Source organism: Amycolatopsis sp. CA-230715, from assembly GCF_018736145.1.
Classification (GTDB): domain Bacteria; phylum Actinomycetota; class Actinomycetes; order Mycobacteriales; family Pseudonocardiaceae; genus Amycolatopsis.
Genome location: NZ_CP059997.1, coordinates 9920768 through 9945444, shown reverse-complemented (window position 1 = coordinate 9945444; position 24677 = coordinate 9920768). Strand labels below are relative to the sequence as shown.

Genomic DNA, 24677 nt, shown 5'->3' with positions numbered 1-24677 from the left:
GTACTGCTGTTTTGTTGTGTTCCGCTCCGCAACAGAAGCGGTGCATGGTGTCGCCTGTCGGGTGCGCCGCCGCACGCACGCTGGTTCAGTTGCTGAGCAAGGCTCCACTGATGAATCCCGCCACGCCGACGAGCAGCGTGAGCACCACCATCAAGCTGATGAGAGTCCGGTTCCTCCGTGTCTGAGTCTCCGAATGGGCCATCCAGCGCCGATTCGCCGAGTCCTCGGCGGATTCCGCCAGGTGCATCAGGTCGACGTTGCGCGCCAGAAACGACTTGCTTCGCTCTTGCTCGACGCCGAGAATGTGCCGCCACTCCGCGTCGCGCGTCTGCATGTTCGTCACGGCGTCTCTGCGGTGGCGCTCGAGTTCACCCTCCATCGTGCGAAGCCGGTCGGCGTAGTCGCGGCGCTGTGTCTCCAGGCGGGTGTCCTGTTCTTGGCGCAGCTTCTCGATGGTGTCGGCGGTCCGGTGCTGCTCGGCCATGGCGTCGGCCCGTGCGATGTCGGCCTTGCGGTTGTCGTCGATGACCTGCTGGATGCGGTCCTGCCACTGACCCAGGCGTTCTTCTTCGGTCGACAGGTAGTCCGATTGTCGTTCGGCCAGCAGTTCGAAGATCCGTGTCGTTCCGACCTGCATCTTCAGCGCCGCGTCGGAGCGACGGACGCGGAGAATCTCCCGTAGGTCGTGCGTATAGGCGGTCTCCAGAAGCCGCTCGACCTCGGCGACCGCATCGGCCTGCGACCGCTGCATTTTCGCGCGGTGGCGTTCCCTGTACTGAAGCTCCGCTTGGCGTGCGGCCTGTTGAGCCACCGCGGTTGCCTGCTCGTCGAAGTCCTGGGTGATCCGGGCTTTGGCCTCGCGGATCCGCTGCTCCTTTTCAGCCTGCCGGTCACGGTGGGTCTGCTCGACGCTGTCCTTGAGCGCCTTGTAGCGAGAGCCTTCCCGGTCGGTGGCGACGTCACGGATGACTTGCTCGGCGTGTGTCGACATGAGAGTGACGAAGAGCGCGCGCAGTTCGTTCTCGTGCGCGGAGCGCAGTTGGGCGAGTTCGGCGTTGGCCTGCCGGTTGAGCTGGGCGACTTGGTCGCCCAGCCAGTCCGTCGCGCTCGAGGGCACCTCGATGTGCACGCGCGGCGCTCCGATGGCGAAGGTCGCGGTGAACTCGTCGAGTCCGATGTCCAGATCAAGTTCCTCGGACAGGAACCGGCGGGCGATGATCTCGCGCGCCTGGTGCTGATCGCTCAGGAGCACCTCGGCGTGGGGGGTGTGAGCCTGGCCCGGCTCCTCAGTGCCGTCTGCGCCCGTGTCCTCCCCGTCGGTTTCCCCGAGTCCATCGGTCTCAGCGATAGGAGCCTCGTCGACATCGGCTGTCACCGGCGCGGGATCATCGTCAGTTCCGTGGTCGATGGGCTCGGTGTCGAACACCGACTCCTCGTCGACGTCGGTCACGGGCAGAGGATCGAAGATCTCGTCGCTCGCGTCGTCGTCCCGCACCGCTGGAATCGCCGTGGTGGCCTCGTTCTCGGCGATACCGCTGTGCTCGGCCCACGCCTCCGCCCCGACAGCCTCCGCGAGGCTCAGGGAGCCGGAGAGCACCTTCTGTGCCTGTGTGAAGGTCGCCCTGGAACCCGGTTCGACGACCAAGTCGCCGTTGGGCCGCTGCCACACGACGGCCCAGTGATAGACGGCTTTTTTGAGCAGCGAGTACTCGTCCATCCTGGCCAGCGTCTCCTCGGTCGGGATGATGCCGAAGAGGTCCTCCGCCAGCATTTCCGCCGTCGCCACGGTCGTGATCTGATCGGAGTCGATGAGTTCGATGATCGAGCCTTTGGCCTCGTCGCGGCTGTGCCGCTTGCTCAAGCCGCCGATATCGTGGCCGGCGAGCACGAGGATGACCCATGCTGTGCCGCTGGGGAACACGAACGCGGTGTTCGAGCGCAGCAGCTCGATCGCGGCGGGGATCGCTGTTTCCCTGATCACGGAGGACAGGAGCTCGTCCGGCTTTTTCCGGCGATCCTTCTTGTGGTTCGCCGCGGCCGTGCCCGTGATGCCCATCCGCGTCGATCTCCTCAGTGGTGGAACCCAATTTCCCTGATCTATGAGCAGTCTATCGGTCACCAGTCGATAAGAGCAATCGAAAGACCAGGCGATAAGTGGTGTTACGGTCGCTTGTCTGTCGATAAGCCGCTGGTGGTCTGGACGGTCCTCAGGCCAGTGCGCGCACTTCGATGCGGGCGTCCGAGCTGAGCAGGGTCTTGTCGTCGCTGACCAGGTCGCCGACCACCTCGATCCGGATTCGCCGCCGGGAAGGGTGCTCGTTGATGAAGGTCGCCACCGCGGTGGTGACTTCGTCGGTCATCTTCGCCACCGCGACTCGTGCGCCACCGGCGTCGGAGTCCGTATCGCCCTTGTCCTCGACGAGATACCGGAGGACCTTCTTGTCCACCACGACGTGCACGTTGTGTTTGAGGAACACGTCGTGCACCAACGTGCGCAGCTTGGCGTGCACGATCTTCTGCTGGGTGGCCAGTGACAACGGCTGGAAGGGCACGATCGCGTCGATGCGCCCCAGAAGCTCGGGTGGGAAGCGATTGTCGCCCGTGGTCTCGGAGATCGACCGCCGGATGAGCTTCTGGTAGGCCCCGAGGTGTGTACCCGAACCCGTGTCGTCTCCGGCGTAGTGCGCCACGGAACGGTAGATCTCGGAGCCGGCGTTGGTCGTGAGCACGACGTAGGTGTTGAGGAAGCTGACCTCGCGGTGGTGGTCATCGGAGAGGCGGCCGTCGTCGAGGACCTGCAACAGCACCCGCGTGACCATCGCCGACGCCTTCTCGACCTCGTCGAAGAGCAACACGGCGTGCGAGAGGTCCCAGACCTTCTTCGTCAGCTCCGAGCGGAAGCTCGCGAGTGACTCGTCCCTGGCGTATTCGCTCATGTCGAACCTGATGAGATGCCGCTGGTCGTCGCCGAAGAGTAACCGCGCGAGCTGTTTGGCGAGTTCCGTCTTGCCGACGCCGGTGGACCCGGTGAACAGGAAGCTCGCCTCCGGCCGCCCCTTGTCATTGAGATCGGCCACGGAGAGCTGCAGGCGTCGCGCTACCGCACTCGTCGCCAAGTCCTGGCTGATCACTCGCGCGTCCAGCTGCTGCTTGATCTTCGCGCCGTCGACGTTGAAGGCCACGTTGACGTTGAGCGATTCCATGAGCACGTCGCCGAGCAGCTGCCGGTCCAGGGGACGGCGGGTGAGACGGTGCCAGCCGATCATGGAGTCGAGCACCAGGATCGACTTGCGCGGCTGGGCGCTGGCCGGCATGTAGCGTTGCGTGTACTCGTAGACCTGACGATAGAGGTGGTCGTCGTCGAACTGGTCGGCGATCCCGTACCGTTCGGCCATCCCCCGCAGGATCGAGATTGTCGTGTCCTGGTCCGGGGGAGTGAGGTTGATGCGGTGGAGGCGTTCGACGAGAGCCTGGTTACCCGCGAGGTGCTGGTGGAACTCGTCGTAGGTCGTCGCGGCGATGATGCGGATGCCGCGCGAGCCCGAAGCCGCCAGCACGGGTTTGATCGCCTCGACGGCCGCGGCGGAAAGCTGGACAAGCTGGTGGATCTCGTCGATGAAGAGCACCAGTGCACGCCGTTCGTCTGTGGCGAACCGCTCCGCCTCGTCGAAGACGTCTTTGAGCATCGCGGCCATGAGACCGCCATCGCCGGCCTTCGAGATCATCCGCGCCAGATCGACCTCCAAGTAGAGGCGATCCTGGTCGCGCAGCATGGTGGCCTGCACCAAGGCCGTCTTACCGGTACCGGCCTCGGCCAGGAGCAGGGCGTTGCACAGTTCGGGACGGCTCATCGAAGCCAGCAGTTGCAGCGTTTCGTGATCGCGGCCGATGATGTCCCGCTCGGCTGACGCGAGAGGATCCGACAGCGCGGCCAGAAGGGGGTAGTGCTCGTTGAGCCGTGCGTTGTCGAACATGCCGTGGCGGTACCTCCACAGGACGGCAATGCTGTACGTGATAGATCAGTCGACAAGAGCCGTGGGCAAGGATCCGAGGTGCGACGGGGATGGGTCCTGTGTACGAAGAGGCGGGCACGTCATCCGGGTAAGCCGCCCGGGACGCCCAGGAGGGTGCGTGGAGGAGTGGGGCGCTGTCCGGCGAGTTCCGCGGCAACGGATTCCCCTCCACATGCGAAGAGGCCTCGGGAGTGATGACTCCGGAGACCTCTTCGTCGCATGTGCACGGTCGAATCTCACCCCACCGCAGGCTCATCCATCGCGACTGGCTGTACGGCTTCGACAGTCTGCTCGGCTGCGGGAGCCGAGGCCTGCGCCGCTGTGGCCTTGTTCCGTGCTTCGCGTGCGGCGCGCATCGAGTCGAACTGGTTGTCCAACGTCTTGTCATCGACTCGGAAGTCCGACGGCTGAGCCGACTTGGTTTTCACCACCAGGCCGGTCGCGCGCATCGCCGGCATGACGTCGCTCTTGAAGCCGTAGAGGGTGCCGATTTTTTGGCCGTCCTTGTTCAGAACGGGTTCATGGTTCTCTCCGGCAGCCTCTGCCATCTCCTGCAACTGTCGGACAGAGTAGGGGAGATCGTTGTTGAACCGGCGCTTGCCGTCCGCGCCCTGCACGGGCTCCGACTTCAGATGCAGATTCGTCTGACCTCGTACCCGCGGGTCACGCGCATCGACCTGGACATCCACGTAATGCGTCTTGCCGTCGCGAGTGGTGCTCTTGTCCAATACCTTGGCGAGAAGGTTAACTCCCTGCATCGCGCCTGTTCCCTTGAGAACTGCCATGATCGTGCCTTTCCGTCGTTCCGGCTGCTCCTGGTGTGCTGGTCATGATCAGTCACACCGTCCGCACAAGACCTGGCGAACCTGCTGAACTACTTAGAGAGTAGTACTCGATAAAGCATTCGACAAGTAATCGAGTGGTCTTACGACTCGTTATGCATGCCTGTCGATAGGTCGGGAGCGTCGGTTCTCTGATGGTGGATCGCGTCTCCGCTGGTCACGGCGGCATCGATGCGTGTCTGAACGCGAACGGCGAGGCCCGCGTCCAGCGACGACGTCGTCGACCTCCGCGGGCGGGCCACCGGATCAGGTCCGGCGTGCGTGCGGGCGATCTTCGAGCGCAGCACCAGCGACCCCGGGGCGCTGTGGCCGACTGAGCTCGACAGTTCACGAGAGACGCGCGTCATGGCGGCGACGTCGTCCACCGGAAGGTCGGGGATCGCCTCGGGCTGGCCGGATTCGTCGAGGTAGGTCATCGCGGCCAGGAGCAGTCGGCGGCGCTCGGTCGCTGCCGTGACGAAGCTCCGATGCGCGGTCGGTCCGATCTCGACGTCGTGTGGGAAGTCGTAGCCGAGGTGGTGCAAGTCGAGACCTTTGACCTCGTCGAAGCCGTACTGCGGAAGCGGGACGACGGTGAGTTCCGAGCTGGGTTCGTCGTGTTCCGCGGCCGACGCGCCTGCTGGGCCGATGCGCAGCGTCAAGCCTGAGGACGACAGGTCGGCGCGCAGTGTGTCCAGACGCTCGCGGTAGATCCGTTTCATCGTCGCGATTCGGCTGTCCAGGACGGCGCGGCCCGCCTGCCCCGTCGTGAGATACCGGCCGCCGGGCTGGTCGTAGATCTCCCGGCCGACCTGCTCGGCTCGCTCGGCGAGTGTCATGCGCTGCAGCGCGGTGTCGTGGCGCAAAGCGATGAGCGAGAGCAGACGTTGCCCGTAGTCCGCGACATCACGCTGCTGGTCATACCACTGGCCCACGTCGGTGAGAAACGGCAGAAGCTGCTGGTACTTGCTCGTCAGCCGCCGGTGAAAGTCGGCTTCGAAACGGTAGAAGTCGTAGAGCGGCCGGGAGTCCTCGGTCGCCACGGAGGCCTTCTCCGCCCGCTCCCACTGGTGCGCCAGGTCGCGGTAGGCGGCGGCTCGGTCCGTGTGGTGACGAAGACGCGAGGCGTAGCCGCGCAACCGGAATCCGAACGAGACCAGATCGGTCTCGGCGCCGCGCTCGTCCCGAGGTTGTGTCTGCCGCTCCGACGCCAGCGCCGCCATCCGGGCGTAGTCCATGCTCATGATCTCCAGCATCGGTGTGCGCACCCGCAGCTCGGCCTCGGGAAGCGCTCGCAGTGCCTGGTACACGCCGTTGACCGCTCGCTCGATGATCTGGTCCCGGCCGCGGTCGATCAGCCGCTGCCAGTCCTCGGTGGACAGATCCTCGCTGTCGCGTCGCTGGTCGGCGTAGCCGACGATCGTGGCCATCGCCGCGGGCATGGGGGATCCGGGGCGTTCGAGCTGTTCGACAACCAGGTCGGTGACCAGCTGATTCGCCTTGCGCATGCGCGCGTCGCGGGAGCCGGCGCGCCAGAGGGTGCGGTCGTCGGGCAGGCAGGCCAGCAAGAACTGGGGCAGCGCCTCGGCGCGGATGCGCTCGTGGCCCCACCGTTTCATGAAGGTCGTGACGTTGCGGCGTTCGTAGCCGACCGCGCTGGACAGGTGCGCCACGGCCTGTTTCTGATCGAGCCAGGTGTCGATGCCGCGGCGAAGCCGGGTCTTGTGGCGATCCAACAGCTTGCCGCGCTGGGTGCCGTTCTTGGTGAGGGTCCCCGTGCCGGCGTCGATCATGGCCAGGTGGCAGTGCACGTGTTCGGTGTCGACCTGGAGCACGCCGACGTAGCGCAGGTCGTCGAAACCGCTGCTGCCGGCGCTCATCCGGTCCAGGCCGTGCATGATCGCCATTCGCAGCTTCATCTGGTCGATGTGGCCGCGGTAGTCACCGCGGTCGCGGCAGTGGAAGGCCTGATCGACGATGCCGTGTCGCTTCAAGTACGCCTCATCGAAGGAGATGACGGTCTTGAGCACGGTCTTGCCGTTGTCGAAACCCCGCTGAATGTTTTGGGCCGCGGCGCGGAGCTGCTCATCGGACATCGACACCGAGCCGTGGCCGAACGCGACGCCACCGGCGCCCTGGGCGTGCCGCATCGCTGCCTTGACCGCCTTGCGGGAGAGGCCGGGTCGCTCGACGGCGCTCTCGCGGGCCAGGTAGCGCAGGAGGAACGCGTCGGTGGGCGAGCGCTGAATCGGGGCTAGCGTCTCGGTGGCCTGGGCGCGGGCCAGGTACCGGGTCACGTAGTCACCGGGCGTCGCCCCGCGGGATCCCGTGCCGTCGGGCTCCGGCACGCTGAATTCGTTGACGATCACCACCGATTGCTTCAGTCCCATGGCGTGACGGCCCTTTCGATTCGTGAACGACGCGGTCCCGGCTGCCGTCGTGTGTTGCGAGGGGCCGTCGACGACGCCGCCGTGTCCGGGGTCAGGACTCCAGTTCGCGTTCGCTGCTGTCGCCGACGTCGAGAACCGCGGTGTGGTCGGCACCCGCGCGTGGGCGCTCAGTGGCGGTGGACGCGGAGGTGTCGGGCACGCCGCGAGGTGCGCCGAAGTCCAGGTCGCTGTCGGGCGCGGGCTCCGGCTCCGGAAGGGGCGCGAGTGGGCCGGTTCTGGTCAGCGGTTGTGCCACGTGGTGGTAGTAGAGGTTTTCCGGTGTGCCGTCGGTGCGTTGACGTTCGGCCCTGATCCGCTCCCGCTCGGCGGCGAGGTCGGCCTCGACCTGACGTACCCGTGCACGCACCGAGTCGGCGTCGGTGTCCGCATTCGGGTCCCTGGTCTCGGTGGTCAGGTCCTGGTCGGGGAACAGCGGATCGATCTCGTCCGGGTGGCCACGCGGGCCCGGCTCATCAGGGGTGATTCCCGCCTGGGGAACGCTGCCGCGGGATCGATCCGGGAAGTAGTCGACGAGGTCGTAGCCCGAGGTTGCCAGGTCGATCTCGAGTGCGGCGATGTCGTGAACGCGGGTGAAGACGATCGGGACGTCGGCTCCCGGCGCGCCGGCCGGGCCCAGGATGAGCGCGTCCATCGTCGCGGGGAGTTCCCATTCGATACCGGTGATTGTCTCCTCGGGCACGGCGAAGTCGCCGCGGAAGTAGCCCTTGGCGACCAGCTGGGCCAGTTGCTGGTCGTCGAACTGGTAGAAGGCGTCGACGGTGTCGCCCTGGCCGGGGGAGAACGTCACCCGGGAGATCCCGTATGGCAGCGTCTGCGCTGGGGCGAGCCAGCGCAGTTCTCCGGTCACGTGCAGATATGGCCGGTAGTTCTCGGCGTGGCCGCGGTGCAGTAGCTCAGCGGATTCCACGTAGACGCCGATTTCGGCGGCGAGGCGGTCGTGGCGATGGGTGTCGGCGCCGGGCTCGAGCTGAATCCGGTGTGCCCAGACGTCGGTCATCGCCAACCCAGCGGTGCGCATCACGTGCGCTTCTTCTGTTTGCGCGTGGCCCGTCGACGTCCGGTTCGGGCCAGAGTCGGTTCCGCGGCGCTGCGGCGGTCGCGGATCGTGCGGATCGCCCTTGATGCCCACTGCCACAGCGCCCGCATCACGGCGATCTCGCCCACAGTCAGGATCGCGACCAGGAACACCAGGGGCACCGCCCACATCGCGACCGTGCCGTCGATCGTGAGTTTCCCGCTGCCCGCGCCGGAGGTTCGGTGCAGCCACACGGCGAGCTCGGGAATCACCACCGTCGCGGTGACGAACGCCAGCAGATAGTCCGCGACGAGCACGAGCAGCCGAATAGCGCCGGCCAGCACCGTGATCGACATCCGCCCACCGCGGGGGTGAGCGGGCGTCCGTTGCCCCGTCCGGCGCGGGAACCACCACCGCGACCGGCGCTGCCCGGTCTGGGCCCCGCGCCGCGTCGCACCCGCGGGCCGCCCGGCGTCCTCGATCCCGGTCGCCTCGCTCGCCGTATCCACGGCCTGGGTCGTCATGGCTGTCTCACCTTCCTCGCATCGTCGGGTTTCGGTTAGCGCGGAGCCGGTGGTGTGGGCGGTCGACCGCCGCCGAGCGGCGCTGTCGTGCCGTCCGGCGGAGTGGCCTTCTGCCGCTCGGCGGCGAGGAGCGAGTCTCGCGTCGCCGCCGACGCCCGGCAGACCTCGAACGCGGACACGGTGCCGTCCTGGTGGGTGCCGGCACCCACCAGCAGGTACTCGCTCGTGAACGGGTTCCCGGGGCGGGGCGCGACGGGGTCGAGACGCGCCAGTCCGATGTAGCTGTAGTCCGCTCCCCGCACGGCGTTGACCGTGACGTCGAACGAGGCCAGCCGGTAGGCCGTGCCGACGCCGTGGGCCGCGCCCGTCGCCGCCATCCAGTCCGGGACGAACTGGGTCAAGACCGAGGTGGTCAAGAACGGGTACCGAGCGTCGAGTGCGGCCTGGGTTCGCCGCACACCTCGGCTGGAGACCGAGGAATCGACGAGGCTGAGCAGCACGGCCCTGCTCGCGGCCCGGTCCCGCTCGATCCGCTGGAGGTCGACCTGGGACACCTCATGCGAGAGCGTGTCGGTCTTGGCGCGGAGCCGGTCCCGCGCGGTGCCCAGGTCACGATTGAGCGTCGTGATCATGCTGGGTAACTCGGCGTCCGCGTTCGCGGGCCCCGAGTCGGTCAGGGCAGTCCCCAGAGACCACAGGGACACCGCCAGCAGCGCGCCGGTGCCGCACACCACGACCGCGCTGGCATGATCCCGTAGCCAGTCGTGCGCGCGCCCGCTCACGATCGGATCACCGCCATCCGCAGTGACTCGCCCAGCGCCGTCGTCCCGGTTTGCGCGGTCGTGAACGTGGTGCGTGTCAGGTCGAAATCAGCCTGGGCCCACGCGTACACCTGAGCGGTACGACCGGCCGCGGGCCGTGTCTCGACGGCCAGCCAGGTGATGCGAACCGTGCCGTCCTCGGTCACGGTGTAGGGGCGCTCGGCGATCCAGGTGAACCCCGAGTCGAAGCTCATCGGGATGCCCGCCCCCGCGGGAACGTTTCTGTCGCTGGCGAGCAGATACCAGGGGCCGAGCGCGTCCTGCCCGGCGGACGGCGCGAAGTAGGGGGCGAGATTGCGGCGGATCGATGCCGTGGCGTCGGTGTCGAGTGCCCCGTCCGCGGTGGCCCGGGGCGTCAGGTATCGATAGTCGTTTTGCAGCGACGCGACATGATCGGCCGACGTCTGGGCCGTGACCAGTCCCCGTGCCGCGTCGGTGGCTTTCGGCAGGGCGTCGGTCTTCGCCGCGGCGAGGCGAATCTGCTCACGCAACGACGACACCTGGTGTGCGGCCGCGTCGTTCGCACCGTTCCCGTTTCCGGAGAACCCGATCGTGAGCGCGAAACACACCACGGCGGTGGTGGCCATCGCGGCGCCACCGACCATCGTTCGGCGGCTCATCAGCGCGGGTGGGGGATCGAGTTCCGGGTGTGGTGCGGCCTCGGTCTGATCACCGGCCGCCGCGGCGTTCGGGGCGGGGGTCACGAAACGCTTCCTGCGCTTGGAGCCCGCGGGGTGGGCGCCCGGCTCCTCGTCCTCAGCGGCTGCCATCGTCCCTCTCCACACCATTCAACTCGAATACCAGTCGATAGCCTATCAATAAGTCGAGTCGAAAGGGAGTCGTGTCATCGGGAATGGCGGGTCGGTCCGCTCGCCGGGATGCCGGTGAGCCGCGAAACGCGTTTCTGGGCGTCGATCGTGACGTGCAGCAGCACGGTGCGGTCGGCTGCCACGAGGGGACGGCTGGCGTGCTGCCGCGGGGCGTCGGAGGTGATCTGGATGTCCGCGCGGACGAGGTAGGAGTACTCGCCCGCGGCGGCGTTGACGACGTCGACGTCCGGTGAAGCCACGACCGTCGAGTTCACGCCCTCGCTGTCGAGGTAGTAGTACCGGGTGCCTGTGGCGTCCTCGTTGTATCGGGAGGCGGGCATGAACCGGGTGAGGAATTCGCCGTCGTCTCGCAGGCCGAAACGGTGCTGGAGCGTGGTGCGTGCCTGGTCGTACGTCGTGCCCGAGTCCCAGGTGAACGCGGTCCGGACCAGTGATCCGATGAGCGCGGTGTCGCGGTCGATCCGGGCGCGGTTCAGGCCCAGCGAGGTCAGGACGTCGGTATCGACGCGTTCGGATGTGCGTCGCTCCGCCAGCGTGATTCGTCCGTCCGCGACCTCGATCTGGTGCCGCTGTTCCTCGAGTGCTGTGCGCTGCCCCGCCCAGATGATTGTGGCGGCGAAGGCGATCGCGGCCAGCAGCACCACCCCCGCCAGGACCCAGGCGTTACGTCGCGCGAACCCGGGTGCCGCGTCATCGCGCGTCGTGTCCGCGACCCGGACTGGTTTTCTCATCGTGGTCCGCCCGTTCCCGGGGGCACAGGGTGCTCGTGGGCCGCGCCGGCCGCGGTCACGACGACGCCGAGCTTGCTGAAAAGACCTCGTGTGCCGTCGTAGGTGTAGCCCGCGCTCGCCCAGGCCAGGACCTCGCCCGTGCCGGTGTCCCTGCACAGCCAGACAGCTGTCGCGGTGTCCGCTGTCGTGCCGCGCAGGTCGGGTGTCACCGTCTCGACCGACCACGCGTAGCCGCCGGGGGGCGAGGCGTCCTCGCCGTCGTAGCGGACGTACCAGGCGAAGCGGGGGTCGATTCGAGTGTCCTCATCGAAGGGAAGGACGTTGTGCCAGGAATAGGCGTCGCGATCGTCGACGACGGAGGACTTCGGGTCGAACAGCGGGGCGAGGGCCTTGCGATGCTCGGCGGTGAGGAGCATCGCCGTGTTCGGCGTGCCGTTCTCCGCTGTCGGTTGACGGCTGGCGTCGTAGTACAGCGGCGCGTAGGCCTGTTGCGCGTCCCGGACCTTGGCCGCGTCGGTCGCGGCCGCCCGGGAGAGCTTCCGCAGCCGGGCCTGGAGACCGGCCGTCTCCGGCGCCGCCTCGGCGGCGGCCAGACGCGCCTGTCGCGCCGCGATGGCCGCGTCGTTGGCCGAGCGTTGCGCCTCGACGTTGTCTCGGGTCGCCGCCGAGGTCGCGACTAGGGCGACGATCGCCGCGCCCGTGACCACGGCCGCCGCGCGGCGGCGCGTGCGTGACCGGACTTCGGGCGTGCGGGTCGCACGGCGGGCGTGTCGGTGGTCGCGCCAGCGCGCGAATCGTGCTTCGAGTTCCGCGCCGCTGTGCTTCGCGCGCGCACGTCGATCCCGACGCGGTTGCCGTGCTCGGGTCTTGTCGCCCGTGTCGCCCGCCATGGACGCCCCTTTTCGCGTAGTCGGTGGATACGGCTCAGAGCCGGCCCGGCCCGGCTTGCGGATCCGGCGTCCAGGCCGAATAGCTCCTGGCCGGGATGTTCCGGCACGACGCATCCGCGGGATAGCCAAGGCCGCGTCGGGCTCGGGACATCGCGGATCAGGACTTCGTGATTTTGTCGGCGGGGAGCAGTGAGTCCGAGAGGTCCACGAATCGCCAGCCTGTGGCCGCCATCGACTGGGCACTCCCTACACGGACTCGGCCCATGAACTCGCAGTAGCCCGCCTCGCCCAGGATCAGCCGATCGCCCTGTACGCCGAGTACCACGAGGGTGTGACCGGCTGGGCTGGAGCTCGGGCCCGACCCGATCGAATACGGAGTCGGGGTCGGCGACAACTGCTTGCCCATGTCGTGGGCGATCGTGCCCGCGGTCGTGATCCCGTTGCCTCGGGGATAGGACTGGTAGGTCGTGTACTTGTTGGCGAAGTAGGTCGAGAAGCTGACGCAGTTCTCGGCATGGTTGCTGCCGCACGACCCAGGACCTCCGGTGTCGCCGTAGCGGGCGTCGAGGAACTTGTCCCCTTCGGTGTTGAACAGGTCGACCATCTTCTGTGCTTCGTCCTGGGTCATCCCGCCGCTCTTCGGGGTGAGTCCGCCACTGCCGGTGTCGCGGTGGGAGTTCGTGTCGCCGCAGTCGCCGGAGTTCGTGGCGATGGCGGTGCTCGCGCTGGTCACGGCTTGTCCGACGATGGTCGCGACACTCCCGGCGACCGCGCCGTCGGCTTTCCAGCCGCTCATCCTGGCGAACCACATCTCCGCCGCCCTCGCGCGTAACGCCGTTCGGCTCGCGTCGTCGGCGGATCGTTCCCAGGCGCCGTGAAAGTGGTAGGCCGCGGCGGACGGTGAGGGCTGCTTCGCCGTGATCATGCTGGTGAACACGGCCACGTCGCCCGGATTGTCGCCCTGCACCATGAACGCGAGCTGAGTTTGGATCGTGAACCAGTCGACGTTCTTGGCCCTGGCGTAGTCCAGCAACAGCATCGTGCGGCCGTTCGACCATTGCCCCAGGCCGATTCCACCGTGGGCCTGTCCCGGTACGTGGGTGAAGTTGCCCGCCCACGCGGCCTTCTTGCGGGGCCCGAGTGTGTAGGGCTCGGTGAAGATGCTTTCCACCGAGGTCGGGTCGATTCCCGATTCCTGGCTCCAGTTGCCCAGGATCCCGGCGATGTTCTCGTCCGGCATTCCCCAGCCCTTGAGTACCGAATAGACGGTCTTGGCGTTCGCCTCGGTGTTCGCCGGGACCACGACACCTAGCCCACCGCCATCGTTGCGGTCCTGGGCATCGGCCGCGCAGTGGTGGGCGCCGGAATCGAGTCTGCCCTCGGTCAACGCGGTCGTGTCGAGAACACCGGCTACGGCGGCGGCCACCAGCGCGACCACCATGGCCCCGACTGCCACGCCCGAGATCGCCGCCGCCGCGGGCGCGACCACCGCGGACACGGCGACGCCGAATACCGCGCCGACGGTGTTGGCGACGAAGGTCCCGATCGCGATGAACGGTGCGGTGATCGTGTGGAGGACCGCCTTGACCACGCTCGCCAGAAACGACCACAGCATGCTGCCGACGTTGGCCATGAGCGCCAGGGCCGCGAAGAACATGGATTTCAGCCAGGCGAGGAACGCCGCGAACAGCACCATCGTCATGGCCGGGGGAGCGGCGGCGGTTCCCGCGGCGGCGGCCGCTTTGAGCGTTGTCGCGCCCGGCCCGGTGCCGGCGTCCTCCGCGTCGCGGTCGTAGCTGGTGCCTCCGGCGCTGAGGCGCTTCGTCGTCGGGGCGGCGAGCGAGCCGCCCGCGATGAGTTCCGCCGCGCTACCCCGGACCGCTCCGGCGGCGGCGCTCGCCACTACGCCCCGGGGGGCGTCCCGTGACGCGGCGCCGCGCACGGCTCCCATCGCTGTGGCGCGGGCGATTCGCCGCGTTGCGTCGCTCCCGGCAGCGTCCCGGGAGTTGTCGGCCGCGACTCCGTTTCCCTCGGCCGCGGTGCGTGCCAGGACGAACGCGCGTCTCGCGTTGTCCGTCGTATTCAGGCTTTTGGTCCCGCGTCCGGCAGGACCGGTGGCCGCCGCGGACTGCGTCGTCGGCGCCACCTGCTCGACCCGGGGTACCAGGGATTTGCGTGAGAGCGCCGTCGGGGCCCCCGCCTCCGGCGTCGTCGGAGAGGCGGACTCGCCCGCCGTTGGCGGCCTGTGGGTGGCCATGATCGTCCTTTCGGGTCCACGTCGTCTGGTCGCCGCGAGCGGGGGAGCGCGGTGTCAGTAGAGCGTGCGCAGGACACCGGTGCCCTCGCGCAGGGAGCTGTTGGCTTGCACATCGCGGAGCTTCGCGTCCAGCCGCAGGAGATCGAGCAACAGCTCGGTCTGGTATTCCGACTTGCCTTTGGCGTAGTCCTGGTAGGCCTGCGACAAGCTGTTCATGATGGTGACCAGGGGCCGCATGGTCACATCCGACGTTCGGTAGTCGGTCTTGAGATTCGAGCCGTCGGACAGGATCCACGGCAGGCTCGAGATCTGCTGGCCCAGGGTGCCGCCGGTGGTCTCGCTGTGCTTCTTCGCCAGGAACTCGGCATGGCTCTGTCCGGGCGGCACCAGGGTGCTCAGGTACCCGGCGTACACGTTGCCCGCGCGCCAGTTGAGCGTGACGCCGCCGGGAACGACAGTGCGGCTGTCGAGCGTGAGCGTCGAGACACCGTTCTTGGCCTCGGCCGATGACACGCCGGTGACGGTGTCCCCGGCGACACCAGCCGGTACCGGGGGTGGCTTGAGGAAGAGTCCGTCGACCTTCGTCGTGGCCAGCTCGGTGGTGTAGGACTGGATCTGCGTCAGATTCGCGCGCATCGACAGTAGCTTCTGGTCGAGTTTCCCCCGGATCGCCTGCTCGTCGTTGCTGAGCGCGACATCGTAATACGCCCGTGCCGGATCGAACCTCGCCGAGTCCAGGGCGGGGATCTGCCTGGCCCCGCTCGCCCCGGGGTTGACGAAGATCCGCCACTGGTCGTGTTCCCGGAAACTCGCGTCGTCCGCCAGTTTCCCCTCGTCCCGCTGGCTCTGTTTCGGTTCGGTGTAGGCCAGTTCGGCGTTGGCGCGGATGGTCAGGTTGAGCACCTGGATGCCGAACGGTTCGCTGGCCTGGAGCAGGACCCCGACGTACCCGGTCGAGCCGAAGACGTGGACCGAACCGGTGATCCCGCGCGTGCTCACCGGCTCGCTGGCGAGATTGGCGTCTGATCCCAGAAGGAACGCCTGGTAGTCCGCCGCGTTGAACGACATCCGCGCGCTCGCCGGGAAATGCATCACCACCAACGCCCTGTCCCGGGCCGAATTGGTGTAGACCCCGTCCACAGTGCCCTTGAGGTGGGTCTTCGACGTGGTGAACGACGTGGTGTACAACGCGGTGCGCGACAGGGCGTCGGTGTCCGAGTGGATAGCGGAGGCCACCGCACCGCCGATCACGATCACGCCTGTGAGTGCGAAGATTCCGACGAGGACGCCGAACCGTTCGATCGCGTGGTGTGAGTCGAGCTTGAACCGCCGTCCGAAGGCCGCCGCGGTGTCTTTGATACCCATATCCGTGGCTCCTGGTGATCCTCGATCCCGTGCCCCGCGCACACCGTGTCGGCTAACGACCGTCGACTGGTGCAGCGATCACGGTGCCGCCGCCCAGGTCCTCGATGGTCTGCTGACCACCGGAGCCCACCGTCGAGACCAGCTGGAAGCCGCCGGTGGCGAGCGCTCCGCCAACCAGAACGAGCCCAGCGATCTTCGCCCACCCTGCCTGTTGAGCGCTCGTTTGCTGGTTGGCCATCAGTTTCCGGACGCCGCTCACGCCGCCCCAGATCAGGCCCGCGACGCCGATGAGCATCAGAAAAAGACCGCCCCACGTCTCGACCTGGGATTTGCCGTTCTGCAGGAAGCTCGTCACATCCCAGCCAGCGGTCGGCAGCGTCACCCCAACATGGGCGTGCAGTGCCGCCTCGTAGATCGTTGTCATGGTTGTCCTTTCGCGCCCGTCGTTGTGCTGGTGCGTGGCTGGCAAGTCCACGGCGGCAGGGGGTAAGCGGCATGGCCGCGTGGTGACTCGAACACGTGTACGTGGCAGTGATTCAACGACAGTATACGACTGATGAGTCGCAAAGGGAGTCGATAAGCCAAGAGAATACGAGTCGATAGCCTTCCGTGGGTGAGGCCAGTGGTGCGGTGATGTCACTTCGACGGGGCCGGTGGGGCTCGGGTGCGCGGTCGACTCGCGCGCTCGTTACGAGGCGGTGGGGGCGGACTTCTACCGGGAAAGGCGCGATGCGATGGCGCCTCCACCAGGCCCGTGTCGGGGCGGACTCAAGCACCATGAGCGAGCGCCCGTTCCGCGGGGCCAAGCCTTGCGGCTGCGTCGCACACGAGGGCACAACCGCCGCACCGGCGGGAGGGCCTGGCCGGCACCTCGCGCGGCCCAGGGCGCCGTGGGACATGCCGCTGCGGTGACATCGGTGGTGAGGGTGCCGCACGAACATCCACGGCATGCCTGTCGCGGCACTCGGATACCAGTCACTCGTGGTCCGCGAGTCGCCACCAGTTCAGCGACCTGTGTACTTTGCAGCCATAACACCGCTGCGGGACGTACGGCGAGGTGGGCCCTAGGCTGTCGTTCCGCGCTGCCGACCGGGAGCTGTCAGATCACGATGAACTCGCTGGACCCGCTGGACCCGCTGGACCCGCTACCCACCGACGTGTTCGCCCGCCGTCTGCGCCAGGAGCGGGAACGTCGTAACATCAGCCAGGCCGAGCTTGCCCGGCGTGTCAGCGCGGTGCTCGGCATGAACGTCGACCCGTCGACGATCACACGCATCGAGCAGGCCAGGCGCGCGGCTCGGGTCGACGAGGTGGTCGCCGCCGCCAAAGTGCTGGACGTGCCCGTCGCCGTCCTGCTCTCGGACGATCCCGTCGGTGAGAACGAGGCGTGGCTGCGGCGCGCCTTCGCCGAGCTCGCGCGGGAGCAGCAGCGTTTGGATCAGACGCGGCTGAACATCCGACGACTGTCCCGGGAGATCCAGGCGGTCGCTGCCTGTGCCGACCCCCAGTCCGTGCTCGACCTGCGGTTGCGAGATGACCTCGACGCCCGGGTGTCTGACGAGGAATCCACGCCATAGCGGCCAGTGGTTGGCGCACAGCGTGCCTGCGCTGATCGACCAGCTATCGGTGCCGCAGGGTGGACTCCTGTCTCGTCACTGCCACCATCCTCGCCGCGCGGACGAGTGCCACCCGGACCGGGTGAACCCGCGACGACCCGCTACGTGCCTGCACGCGCCATCGGTCCGTTACGCGACCACCGCGGTCCGTGGGAAGTCCTTGCGCTTGATCTTGGCCCTGCGCCCGTCTGGGTGGTGGAAGACGATGCCCTCTGCGAGGTGTCCTGGCGAGAATTTGCTGTCCAGTGTGGTCAGGAAGTCTCGCAGTTCGTGGTAGCTGCGCGGGACGTCCGGAACGGTAGGTGCGTGGGAATTGAAGGGGACACACAGGTGATCGCTCAACGCCAAGGGGTTGCCCTGGATGCGGGGACCAAGTGCCTCACACGGGTACTCTCCGTCTGGCCACGTTGACACGTCGGTGTTGGCGGCGGCTGCGAGAATCCACCGGTCGTCGTTCGAATTCTCGGCGGTGTCGATGTACCAGCCGTCGACGATGCCCTGCTGCTTCTGTGCCTTGCTCGGATTGCGTCGTTTCTCGACCCGGACGAGTAGCCCCGAGCGGACAGTGAGGCGGACGTTGGTGCCATCGAGCTTTTCCGTCCCCACACCGGCTCCGTCGAAGACCCACGCGCATTCAGCGCGAGGCCGGTCGACGACCCGAAAGCGTTCGTCCCGCTCGAAGAGCGTGGGGATCTTCTCCATGACCAGGGTCCCTTTCACGACGTACCCGAGCAGGTCCTCATGGGTGATGGCTTCGGTGGCCAATCCTCGCGCCAGCGCGCGGACCAAGTCCGCCACCGCGACGTCGGATTCGACAGCGACGCGTTTGAGCGTCTTCTTCTCCTCTGGGGACAGCCAGGCGACCAGCCGGGACCACCCCTTGGGCGGGGTCCACTGCGCCAGCGTCGCTGGGTCCTTGCGTGGTCGCCCGCGCCCCCGAGCCGCATCCATGGCGCGACCCTACGGTCCCGCAGCGACTTGTGTCAATTGGCAAAACAGAAAATGACCGGGTGCTGGGTGCCTCTTCGGTGGTCACGTACCGCTACGACACCGCGGACCCGGCGACTGATGAACAGCCGCCAGCGGAGACCGGGGTCGTGGTCAGGGCGATGGGGTTACAGGCCCAGACGCATGACGCTGTTGCGGGCGGCGGGGTTGAACTCGCGGTCGTAGATGGTGACCGTGTCGGCTTTCCGGATCCGGCAGGCCCGCATGACTTCCTCGGTGGTCGCGCCATTGCGCCGCGCGTGGGTGACGTGTCCGGCCCGCAGGCTGTGAAACCCATACCCCGCGGGGTTCATCCCGGCCTCGGTCATCCGGGTGTGCAGCATCGAGCACAGCGCGTCGCCGCTGATGCCCGACTCGTGGATCCGCGCGTCCCGCCGGTTGCGGTAGGTCGCCCGCAGCAAGGGTGTGGGCGAGGTCAGGTCGGCGCCGCTGATCAGCCCCGCGTCTCCGCCGACGCCACAGACGTGGTCGTCGAGCTGGTACTCGTACAGGCAGCGCATGCTCGCGCGTCGGCGCGCCCGGGCGTCCTCGATCCCGGATCCGCGCACCAGCGCGACCCAACGGTGCACCGCGCACGGCGCGCACGTCCGAGGACTGGCTCCGAACGGGAGCACCACCACGTCGGGTAGGACGTTGGCCTGGTCGGCTTTCGACTTGCCCACCCGCACGTGGATGCCGTCGCGGGGGTGCAGGTCGAGGCTGGACAGCCGCAGCCCGGCGGCCTCGCTGCGGCGCAGTGCCCCGGCGAACCCGAGCCAGAGCGCCACCGTGTCGCGGGCCGCCGAGATCCCCGCGGGATAGCGGTCGTGCTCCATGGCCGCGATGACGCGCACGATGTCGTCGAGCACGAGCGGTTTCTTCCGGGTGGGCCGTGTCGCCCGCAGCTTCCCCAGCCCGCGGACGAGGTCGCCGACCGCGCGATGGCCGGTCGGATCGAGGTAACCCTCGCCCAGGTGCCGGTCCGCGATTCCGGCGAGGTGCTGGCGGATGGTGGTGACCGCGAAACGTGGTGTTCCCTCGTCGTCGGCCTGGCGGGCCATCCAGGCGACATACCAGCGGATGACCGTCGGGTGCGCGGGCAGCGCCTCGAGCGCGTGCGTGGCACAGAAGCCGGTGAACGAGCGCCATGCCTTGGCGTAGGCGTGCCGGGTGTTCGCGGCGAGCGTGTGCGTCTCCAGGTCGCGGGACAGTTCCTCGAGTTCGGCGAGTTCGGCGTCCAGGTCCAGGTCGACGATCTCCGGCGGCGGGCTGGCCGCCGCCAGGCGCGTCCCGATGCCGGGTTGGTGTGTCACCCCCATCGCCCCAGTGTCGCGCATCGCCCCGCCACCGCCGCGCAGGAGGTCGAGCCGAGACGGGTCTCTGGTAATGGCCCTTATCCGGGCATGGGAGCCCGGGACCGTCGCGTGACCCGCTGAGGGGTTGTCCTGTCTCAGTGAAGCTGGCACCGGAGGTGTGTAGGTGGCACCGCGTCTCAGCTATCTGGCACCCGTCTCACTGAGGTTGGCACTGGGATGCCAGGATCGCGTTCTCCTTGAGCAGAGGGGTGGAGCGAGCACGGTGGCGATGACTGGGCTGCGTGTGACGCGCGGCATGAGCGCGGGGTTCGACGTCGGCTTCGTCGGCGAACGGGGCGCGGAGGTGCGGGTGCCTCTCGATGATGCGGCGGCTGTGCCCTTCGAGCGGTCGACGCCGGTGCGCTCGTTCCCGTCGTACAAGGGCCAAGCCAACTATCCGGGGTTCTACTACGCCGCAACCATGGGAGCGCACGTGGTATTCGAATCGTGGCTCGAGCGCGACACCGCGATGGCACTCGACTTCGATGGCGAGATCGTGGGCTTCGCGGCGCAGCCATTCTGGTTGTCCTGGCCCGACACCGACCGTGCGCGCTCGCACGCCCCAGACTTTTTCGCCCGCACCGTGGACGGCACCGGGATCGTGGTCGATTGCCGCCCCGCCAAGCGAGTGCGTCCGCGTGACGCTGCGGCGTTCGCTGCGACCGAACGCGCCTGTCACGAGGTTGGTTGGCGGTATCAGTTGGTCACCGGGCACGATCCGCTGTGGCTGTCGAACGTGCGCCGGCTGGCCGCCTACCGGCACCCGCGCTGCTATCGGGAAGCCATGGCCGTCGCGATGCTCGGCACGTTCATGACTCCGATGCCGTTGATTGCGGGCGTCGACCGTGTCGGGGATCGAACCGCGGTGCTGCCGACGTTGTTTCATCTGCTGTGGTTGGGATTGCTGCGGACTGACCTGCATGCGCGGCTCGACGAGACATCCTTGGTGTCGGTAGCGGTGCCCGCGTGATGCAGCTGCTGCATGTTGGCGACAGGGTGCTGCTCGACGACATCGAGCACCAAGTGGTCGCACTTGCCGGGACTCGGGTACGGCTGGCGCCCGTCGACGGCGTACCGAGCGTCATGTTGCTGAGCCATCTGGTTGGATCACCAGGATTCGCGATCCTTGGCGCTGACGAGTCCACGGAGCTCGCGCTCGGCGGGCAACGACTCGATGACGTGCCTGCCGAGGTCGCGGCACGTGCGCGGGAGTGGGAGCGCCACGTGGTCGAGGTCGAGACCGGACTGCCACCGGGAGCGCCGCTGGGCGCCGCGCCGCGCCCAGAGTTCGACCCCCAGCAACGGACCGTGCGGGAGCGGGAAGTGGCCAAGGCATCGGAGCTGACGGCGGCAGGGACGCCGACCAGCGCGCGAACGGTCATGCGCATGCGAATGCGGTACCGGGAAGCGGGGTTGCGGGGTCTCGTCGACGGGCGAGTGCAGCGGCGCGGTTCGTCCACTGGACGCGTTGATGAGCGCGTCGTCGCGGCGTTGCGGGAGGCAGGGGAGGGGGAGACCGATCGCTCGACTGGGACCGCCGATCGGTTGCGGCGCCGGGTGGAGGCGATTCTGGCGGAGCGGTACGGCGATGGCGTGGTGGCGATGCCGTCGCGGGCGACGTTCTACCGGCTGGTCACCAGTGTCGGGGCGGGCAAGCACACACTCGGTGCGGCGACGACGCGCCGGTCGGCGGCGAATCGGCCGGAGGGGCCGTTCACCGCGACGTGGGCGGCGCGGCCAGGGCAGCAGGTGCAGATCGACTCGACGCCGCTGGATGTGCTGGCGGTCTTCGACGACGGGCACGCGCGGCGGGTGGAGTTGACCGGGGCGGTCGATGTCGCGACGCGCACGATCTGCGCCGTGATCCTCACCCCGAAGGGCACGAAGGCCGTGGACGCGTCGTTGCTGCTGGCGCGGATGCTGGTCCCGGAGCCGATGCGGCCGGGCTGGGCCGAGTCCATGCGGATGTCGCGTTCCCTGCTGCCGCACCGGTCTCTGGCCGACATCGACGCGCGCATGGAGAACGCCGCGGCGAAGCCGGTGATCCTGCCGGACACGATCGTCACCGACCGGGGCTCGATCTACGAGTCCGAGACTTTTCGCCGATCCTGCGAACTGCTGGGGATCTCGCTGCAGCCCGCTCGGCCGGGAACCCCGACTGATAAAGGGATTGTCGAGCGGACGCTGCAGTCGGTGAACACGCTGTTCTGCCAGCACGTCGTCGGCTACACCGGGCGGGACGCCAGCCACCGCGGCGGCGACGTCGCGGGCGAGGCGCGGTGGTCGCTGACTCAGTTGCAGGAGTTGTTGGAGGAGTGGGTCATCGCCGGATGGCAGACGCGTCTCCACGATGGTCTCGTCGGCCCGGACACCGGAAGAACGCTGTCGCCGAACGAGATGTACGCGACGCTGGTGGCGGCCGCGGGCTACGTGCCGGTGATGCTCACCGGCACCGATTACATCGAGTTGCTGCCCGCGACCTGGCGCACGATCAACGACTACGGCGTCCGGATCGATCGCCGCACCTACGACGCGAAAGCGCTCAACCCGTTGCGGCGCCAGCATTCCGGAGTCAACGCCCAGTCAGGGAAATGGGAAGTGCGGTTCGATCCCTACGATTTGTCCCAGATCTGGGTCCGCGACCACCGCGCCGAGGACGGCGGATTCATCCGCGCGGTCTGGACGCACCTGCCGATGGTGTCGGCGCCGTTCGCCGACTTCACCTGGCGTCGCGCCCGCGAGCTCACCACGAGCAGCGGGGAGCCGGTGGACGAGACCGCGATCGCCCGCACCCTCGACGACCTGCTCACCCGCGCCGGTGCGGGCCCGGTGGCCGAGGACGGACGCCGGGTTGCCGCGCGCACCCGTGCCGCGATCGAAGCCCGGCGTCCGATCGCACTGCCCGCGGCCGCTGCGGACGACGGCTTCGACGACGAGCACGACGACGGTGACGCCATTGACGGCGATAGGGACGCGGTGGTCGCGTTCGGGGTGTTCGACGCGCACGAGGAGGCCCGGCGATGGCCGTGACTCCCGAGGTGGGCACACGGTTCGATCCGCCGCCGGACGAACCGCTGACCACGAAGGAAGGCTGGGCCCGCTGGGCAAACCACGCGACCCAGCCACCCGACCTACACCCGGGCTGGCGCGAGTTCTCCTCGACGGAACGAGCGGCCTACGACGAGGCGCGGCTGGACTATCACAGCGATCTGATCGTGGTGAACACGCCGACGATCCGCGACATCATCACCACGGTGCGGCGGCTGCTGGTGCTCAACCGCCGGCAGATTTCCGCGCGCCGTGGGCTGATCGTCACCGGCGACGCGGGCACCGGGAAGACCACCGCGATCACCCAGCTCGGCCGCGCGCACGAACTCGGTGTCGCGTTCCGCAATCCCGGTACGGGGCACCGGATCCCGGTCACCTACATCACCGTCCCACCCGCGGCGACCCCGCGGATGGTCGCGGTCGAGTTCGCCCGCTTTCTCGGCCTGCCGTTCACCGCCCGGCACAACCTCGCCGACATCACCAACGCCGTCTGCGCCGTGCTCTGCGACGTGCATTGCGATCTGGTGCTCGTCGACGAGATCCACAACCTCAACCTCGCTACCCGCGCCGGTGCCGAGGTGTCCGATCAGCTCAAGTACTTCTCCGAACGCATCCCCGCCACGTTCGTCTACGCTGGGATCGACGTCGAAGGCGCGAACCTGTTTACCGGCACCCGCGGCAAACAGATCGCCTCCCGCTTCGCCACCATCGCCAGCCGCTCCTTCGCCTACGGCACCACAGCACAGCGCGAGACCTGGCGAGCGCTGGTCGCGACCCTGGAGCAGGCGCTTCGGTTGCACCAGCACACCCCCGGCACGCTGGCCCGCCACAGCGCCTATCTCTACCAGCGGACCCACGGCATGATCGGCAGCCTCTCGCACCTGATCCGCGGCGCCGCGATCGACGCGATCCTCGACGGCACCGAGAAGATCACCAAGGCGCACCTCGAGGCGATCCTGCTCGACACCACCGCCGAAACCACAACCACCACCACACCGAAACGGAACCGCGCAGCCCAGCGCACGGGAGCATGACCGCGATACTGCGCACTCCGGTGCGGCAGCTGCCAATCACCGTTCCGCCGGTGCGCCGCGAGACCACCGACTCGTTTCTCCGGCGGCTGGCCATCGTCAACCACCTCGAGCCCGACGATGTCGCCGACGCCGTCGCGGTCACCCGCCGGAAGTCCGTTGCCGGCGTCAAACGCACCTACTCGGCCGCGAAGATCGCCCGCGTCACCGGACACAGTGTCGAATCACTGGCTAAGGCTCTGCCCGAACTCGCCCGCCCGAACCAGCGGTTTCCCCTGAACCATGTGCTGCGGGCTTGCCCGCGATGCTGCCGCCGCCATCGCGGCGGAACGGTGCGAATCCATCCCGAGCCGCACCAACATGTGTGCCTGCGCCACAACCTGTGGCTCGGCTCCCTCGGCCCGGAGTCCTCCGGCTGGATCCAGGAAGAGGGACCGGTGGACATCAGCGCGCTGCCGGTCATCCGCGCCGCGCAACGCCGTCACCACCGGCTCATCCGCCACCACGGCCAGGCCGCGGCGACCACAGCCGTGCTCACCGCCGTGCATGCCTGGCAACGGGGCGAGGATCGCCTCGGCCGCCGCCAGTGGGAACGCATCGACATCCTGCGCCCCGGCACCGAGCGCGTGTCGTCAAACGACCCCATCACCCACGCCGTCTGTTACCCCGACATCATCACCATCGCCAGCGTCCTGGCCTCCCCGTTCTGGCAGAACACAGCCACCGACCCGCGCACCGAAACCACGGCCGTCGCCGAGATCCTCCGCCGTATCCACGAACGAGAAATGCCCGATCCCTACGACAACACCGGCGCCACCATCTGGCCCGTCATCCGTGACTGGGCCAGAGGACTCCAGCGAGACCGCCGCCACCGCGACCCAGACCGATACTGGGACGAGGTCCTGGCCAAGCTGCTGTAGCCG

The 24677-nt window shown here is 68.0% G+C and carries 20 protein-coding genes; 5 read left to right on the top strand and 15 right to left on the bottom strand.

Translation table 11 applies throughout. From position 1 onward, the window contains the following. Positions 1-85: 85 nt before the first annotated feature. The 13 genes from HUW46_RS46030 to HUW46_RS45970 form a co-directional block, all read right to left on the bottom strand. Complete coding sequence (locus HUW46_RS46030) at positions 86-2056, bottom strand: hypothetical protein (RefSeq protein WP_215544921.1); 1971 nt, start codon at positions 2054-2056, stop codon at positions 86-88. A 151-nt stretch (positions 2057-2207) separates the two neighbouring features. Continuing rightward, positions 2208-3974: an AAA family ATPase gene (locus HUW46_RS46025; protein WP_215544920.1), complete on the bottom strand. Its 1767-nt coding sequence runs from the start codon at positions 3972-3974 to the stop codon at positions 2208-2210. A gap of 275 nt (positions 3975-4249) precedes the next feature. Continuing rightward, positions 4250-4798 carry a hypothetical protein gene (locus HUW46_RS46020; protein WP_215544919.1) on the bottom strand — a complete coding sequence of 183 codons (549 nt, stop codon included), beginning with the start codon at positions 4796-4798 and terminating at the stop codon, positions 4250-4252. A gap of 140 nt (positions 4799-4938) precedes the next feature. After that, positions 4939-7224: a relaxase MobL gene (gene mobL / locus HUW46_RS46015; protein ID WP_215544918.1), complete on the bottom strand. Its 2286-nt coding sequence runs from the start codon at positions 7222-7224 to the stop codon at positions 4939-4941. Between the two features lie 91 nt (positions 7225-7315). After that, the gene (locus HUW46_RS46010; protein WP_215544917.1) at positions 7316-8305 is read right to left on the bottom strand and encodes a hypothetical protein; all 990 of its coding nucleotides are present in this window, start codon (positions 8303-8305) and stop codon (positions 7316-7318) included. Beyond that, positions 8302-8655, bottom strand: coding sequence for a hypothetical protein (locus tag HUW46_RS46005; RefSeq protein WP_215544916.1), 354 nt, complete (start codon positions 8653-8655; stop codon positions 8302-8304). Before HUW46_RS46005 ends, HUW46_RS46010 begins: the two co-directional genes overlap by 4 nt. A gap of 203 nt (positions 8656-8858) precedes the next feature. Further along, positions 8859-9605: a hypothetical protein gene (locus HUW46_RS46000; RefSeq protein ID WP_215544915.1), complete on the bottom strand. Its 747-nt coding sequence runs from the start codon at positions 9603-9605 to the stop codon at positions 8859-8861. Beyond that, entirely contained in the window at positions 9602-10231 is a 630-nt protein-coding gene (locus HUW46_RS45995; protein WP_215544914.1) for a hypothetical protein, read from the bottom strand. Before HUW46_RS45995 ends, HUW46_RS46000 begins: the two co-directional genes overlap by 4 nt. Before the next feature lie 257 nt (positions 10232-10488). Beyond that, the gene (locus HUW46_RS45990) at positions 10489-11205 is read right to left on the bottom strand and encodes a hypothetical protein (protein WP_215544913.1); all 717 of its coding nucleotides are present in this window, start codon (positions 11203-11205) and stop codon (positions 10489-10491) included. Beyond that, a complete protein-coding gene (locus HUW46_RS45985) occupies positions 11202-12095 on the bottom strand; it encodes a hypothetical protein (protein ID WP_215544912.1) in 894 nt (297 codons plus the stop codon). The genes HUW46_RS45990 and HUW46_RS45985 overlap by 4 nt, the downstream gene beginning before the upstream one ends. A 157-nt stretch (positions 12096-12252) precedes the next feature. After that, complete coding sequence (locus HUW46_RS45980) at positions 12253-13998, bottom strand: phage tail tip lysozyme (RefSeq protein WP_215544911.1); 1746 nt, start codon at positions 13996-13998, stop codon at positions 12253-12255. Positions 13999-14406: 408 nt separating this feature from the next. Beyond that, on the bottom strand, positions 14407-15717 hold the full coding sequence (locus HUW46_RS45975; RefSeq protein ID WP_215544910.1) for a hypothetical protein: 1311 nt from the start codon (positions 15715-15717) through the stop codon (positions 14407-14409). Between the two features lie 52 nt (positions 15718-15769). Beyond that, entirely contained in the window at positions 15770-16141 is a 372-nt protein-coding gene (locus HUW46_RS45970; RefSeq protein ID WP_215544909.1) for a hypothetical protein, read from the bottom strand. Between the two features lie 685 nt (positions 16142-16826). Here HUW46_RS45970 and HUW46_RS45965 point away from each other — a divergent pair. Beyond that, positions 16827-17294, top strand: a complete 468-nt coding sequence (locus HUW46_RS45965) for a helix-turn-helix transcriptional regulator (protein ID WP_215544908.1) — start codon at positions 16827-16829, stop codon at positions 17292-17294. A 168-nt stretch (positions 17295-17462) separates the two neighbouring features. Here the strand turns inward: HUW46_RS45965 and HUW46_RS45960 are convergent, their stop codons facing one another. Both HUW46_RS45960 and HUW46_RS45955 read right to left on the bottom strand, forming a co-directional pair. Continuing rightward, a complete protein-coding gene (locus HUW46_RS45960) occupies positions 17463-18284 on the bottom strand; it encodes a hypothetical protein (protein WP_215544907.1) in 822 nt (273 codons plus the stop codon). Between the two features lie 164 nt (positions 18285-18448). Further along, entirely contained in the window at positions 18449-19639 is a 1191-nt protein-coding gene (locus HUW46_RS45955) for a hypothetical protein (RefSeq protein ID WP_215544906.1), read from the bottom strand. A 265-nt stretch (positions 19640-19904) separates the two neighbouring features. Here HUW46_RS45955 and HUW46_RS45950 point away from each other — a divergent pair, with 265 nt between their 5' ends. The 4 genes from HUW46_RS45950 to HUW46_RS45935 are packed head-to-tail and all read left to right on the top strand — an operon-like array spanning position 19905 to position 24674. Continuing rightward, the gene (locus HUW46_RS45950) at positions 19905-20645 is read left to right on the top strand and encodes a TnsA-like heteromeric transposase endonuclease subunit (RefSeq protein WP_254126722.1); all 741 of its coding nucleotides are present in this window, start codon (positions 19905-19907) and stop codon (positions 20643-20645) included. Then, on the top strand, positions 20645-22705 hold the full coding sequence (locus HUW46_RS45945; protein ID WP_215550512.1) for a Mu transposase C-terminal domain-containing protein: 2061 nt from the start codon (positions 20645-20647) through the stop codon (positions 22703-22705). The genes HUW46_RS45950 and HUW46_RS45945 overlap by 1 nt, the downstream gene beginning before the upstream one ends. Next, on the top strand, positions 22696-23757 hold the full coding sequence (locus HUW46_RS45940; RefSeq protein WP_215544904.1) for a TniB family NTP-binding protein: 1062 nt from the start codon (positions 22696-22698) through the stop codon (positions 23755-23757). The genes HUW46_RS45945 and HUW46_RS45940 overlap by 10 nt, the downstream gene beginning before the upstream one ends. Continuing rightward, positions 23754-24674: a TniQ family protein gene (locus HUW46_RS45935; RefSeq protein ID WP_215544903.1), complete on the top strand. Its 921-nt coding sequence runs from the start codon at positions 23754-23756 to the stop codon at positions 24672-24674. Before HUW46_RS45940 ends, HUW46_RS45935 begins: the two co-directional genes overlap by 4 nt. Positions 24675-24677: the final 3 nt, after the last annotated feature.

Excerpts from the sequence above, each read along its gene's own strand:
- HUW46_RS46030 (WP_215544921.1), bottom strand. The coding sequence starts at position 2,056 with ATGGGCATCACGGGCACGGCCGCGGCGAACCACAAGAAGGATCGCCGG.
- HUW46_RS46025 (WP_215544920.1), bottom strand. The coding sequence starts at position 3,974 with ATGTTCGACAACGCACGGCTCAACGAGCACTACCCCCTTCTGGCCGCG.
- HUW46_RS46020 (WP_215544919.1), bottom strand. The coding sequence starts at position 4,798 with ATGGCAGTTCTCAAGGGAACAGGCGCGATGCAGGGAGTTAACCTTCTC.
- mobL (WP_215544918.1), bottom strand. The coding sequence starts at position 7,224 with ATGGGACTGAAGCAATCGGTGGTGATCGTCAACGAATTCAGCGTGCCG.
- HUW46_RS46005 (WP_215544916.1), bottom strand. The coding sequence starts at position 8,655 with ATGTCGATCACGGTGCTGGCCGGCGCTATTCGGCTGCTCGTGCTCGTC.
- HUW46_RS45995 (WP_215544914.1), bottom strand. The coding sequence starts at position 10,231 with ATGGCCACCACCGCCGTGGTGTGTTTCGCGCTCACGATCGGGTTCTCC.
- HUW46_RS45990 (WP_215544913.1), bottom strand. The coding sequence starts at position 11,205 with ATGAGAAAACCAGTCCGGGTCGCGGACACGACGCGCGATGACGCGGCA.
- HUW46_RS45985 (WP_215544912.1), bottom strand. The coding sequence starts at position 12,095 with ATGGCGGGCGACACGGGCGACAAGACCCGAGCACGGCAACCGCGTCGG.
- HUW46_RS45975 (WP_215544910.1), bottom strand. The coding sequence starts at position 15,717 with ATGGGTATCAAAGACACCGCGGCGGCCTTCGGACGGCGGTTCAAGCTC.
- HUW46_RS45970 (WP_215544909.1), bottom strand. The coding sequence starts at position 16,141 with ATGACAACGATCTACGAGGCGGCACTGCACGCCCATGTTGGGGTGACG.
- HUW46_RS45965 (WP_215544908.1), top strand. The coding sequence starts at position 16,827 with ATGAACTCGCTGGACCCGCTGGACCCGCTGGACCCGCTACCCACCGAC.
- HUW46_RS45960 (WP_215544907.1), bottom strand. The coding sequence starts at position 18,284 with ATGGATGCGGCTCGGGGGCGCGGGCGACCACGCAAGGACCCAGCGACG.
- HUW46_RS45955 (WP_215544906.1), bottom strand. The coding sequence starts at position 19,639 with ATGGGGGTGACACACCAACCCGGCATCGGGACGCGCCTGGCGGCGGCC.
- HUW46_RS45950 (WP_254126722.1), top strand. The coding sequence starts at position 19,905 with ATGACTGGGCTGCGTGTGACGCGCGGCATGAGCGCGGGGTTCGACGTC.
- HUW46_RS45945 (WP_215550512.1), top strand. The coding sequence starts at position 20,645 with ATGCAGCTGCTGCATGTTGGCGACAGGGTGCTGCTCGACGACATCGAG.
- HUW46_RS45940 (WP_215544904.1), top strand. The coding sequence starts at position 22,696 with ATGGCCGTGACTCCCGAGGTGGGCACACGGTTCGATCCGCCGCCGGAC.
- HUW46_RS45935 (WP_215544903.1), top strand. The coding sequence starts at position 23,754 with ATGACCGCGATACTGCGCACTCCGGTGCGGCAGCTGCCAATCACCGTT.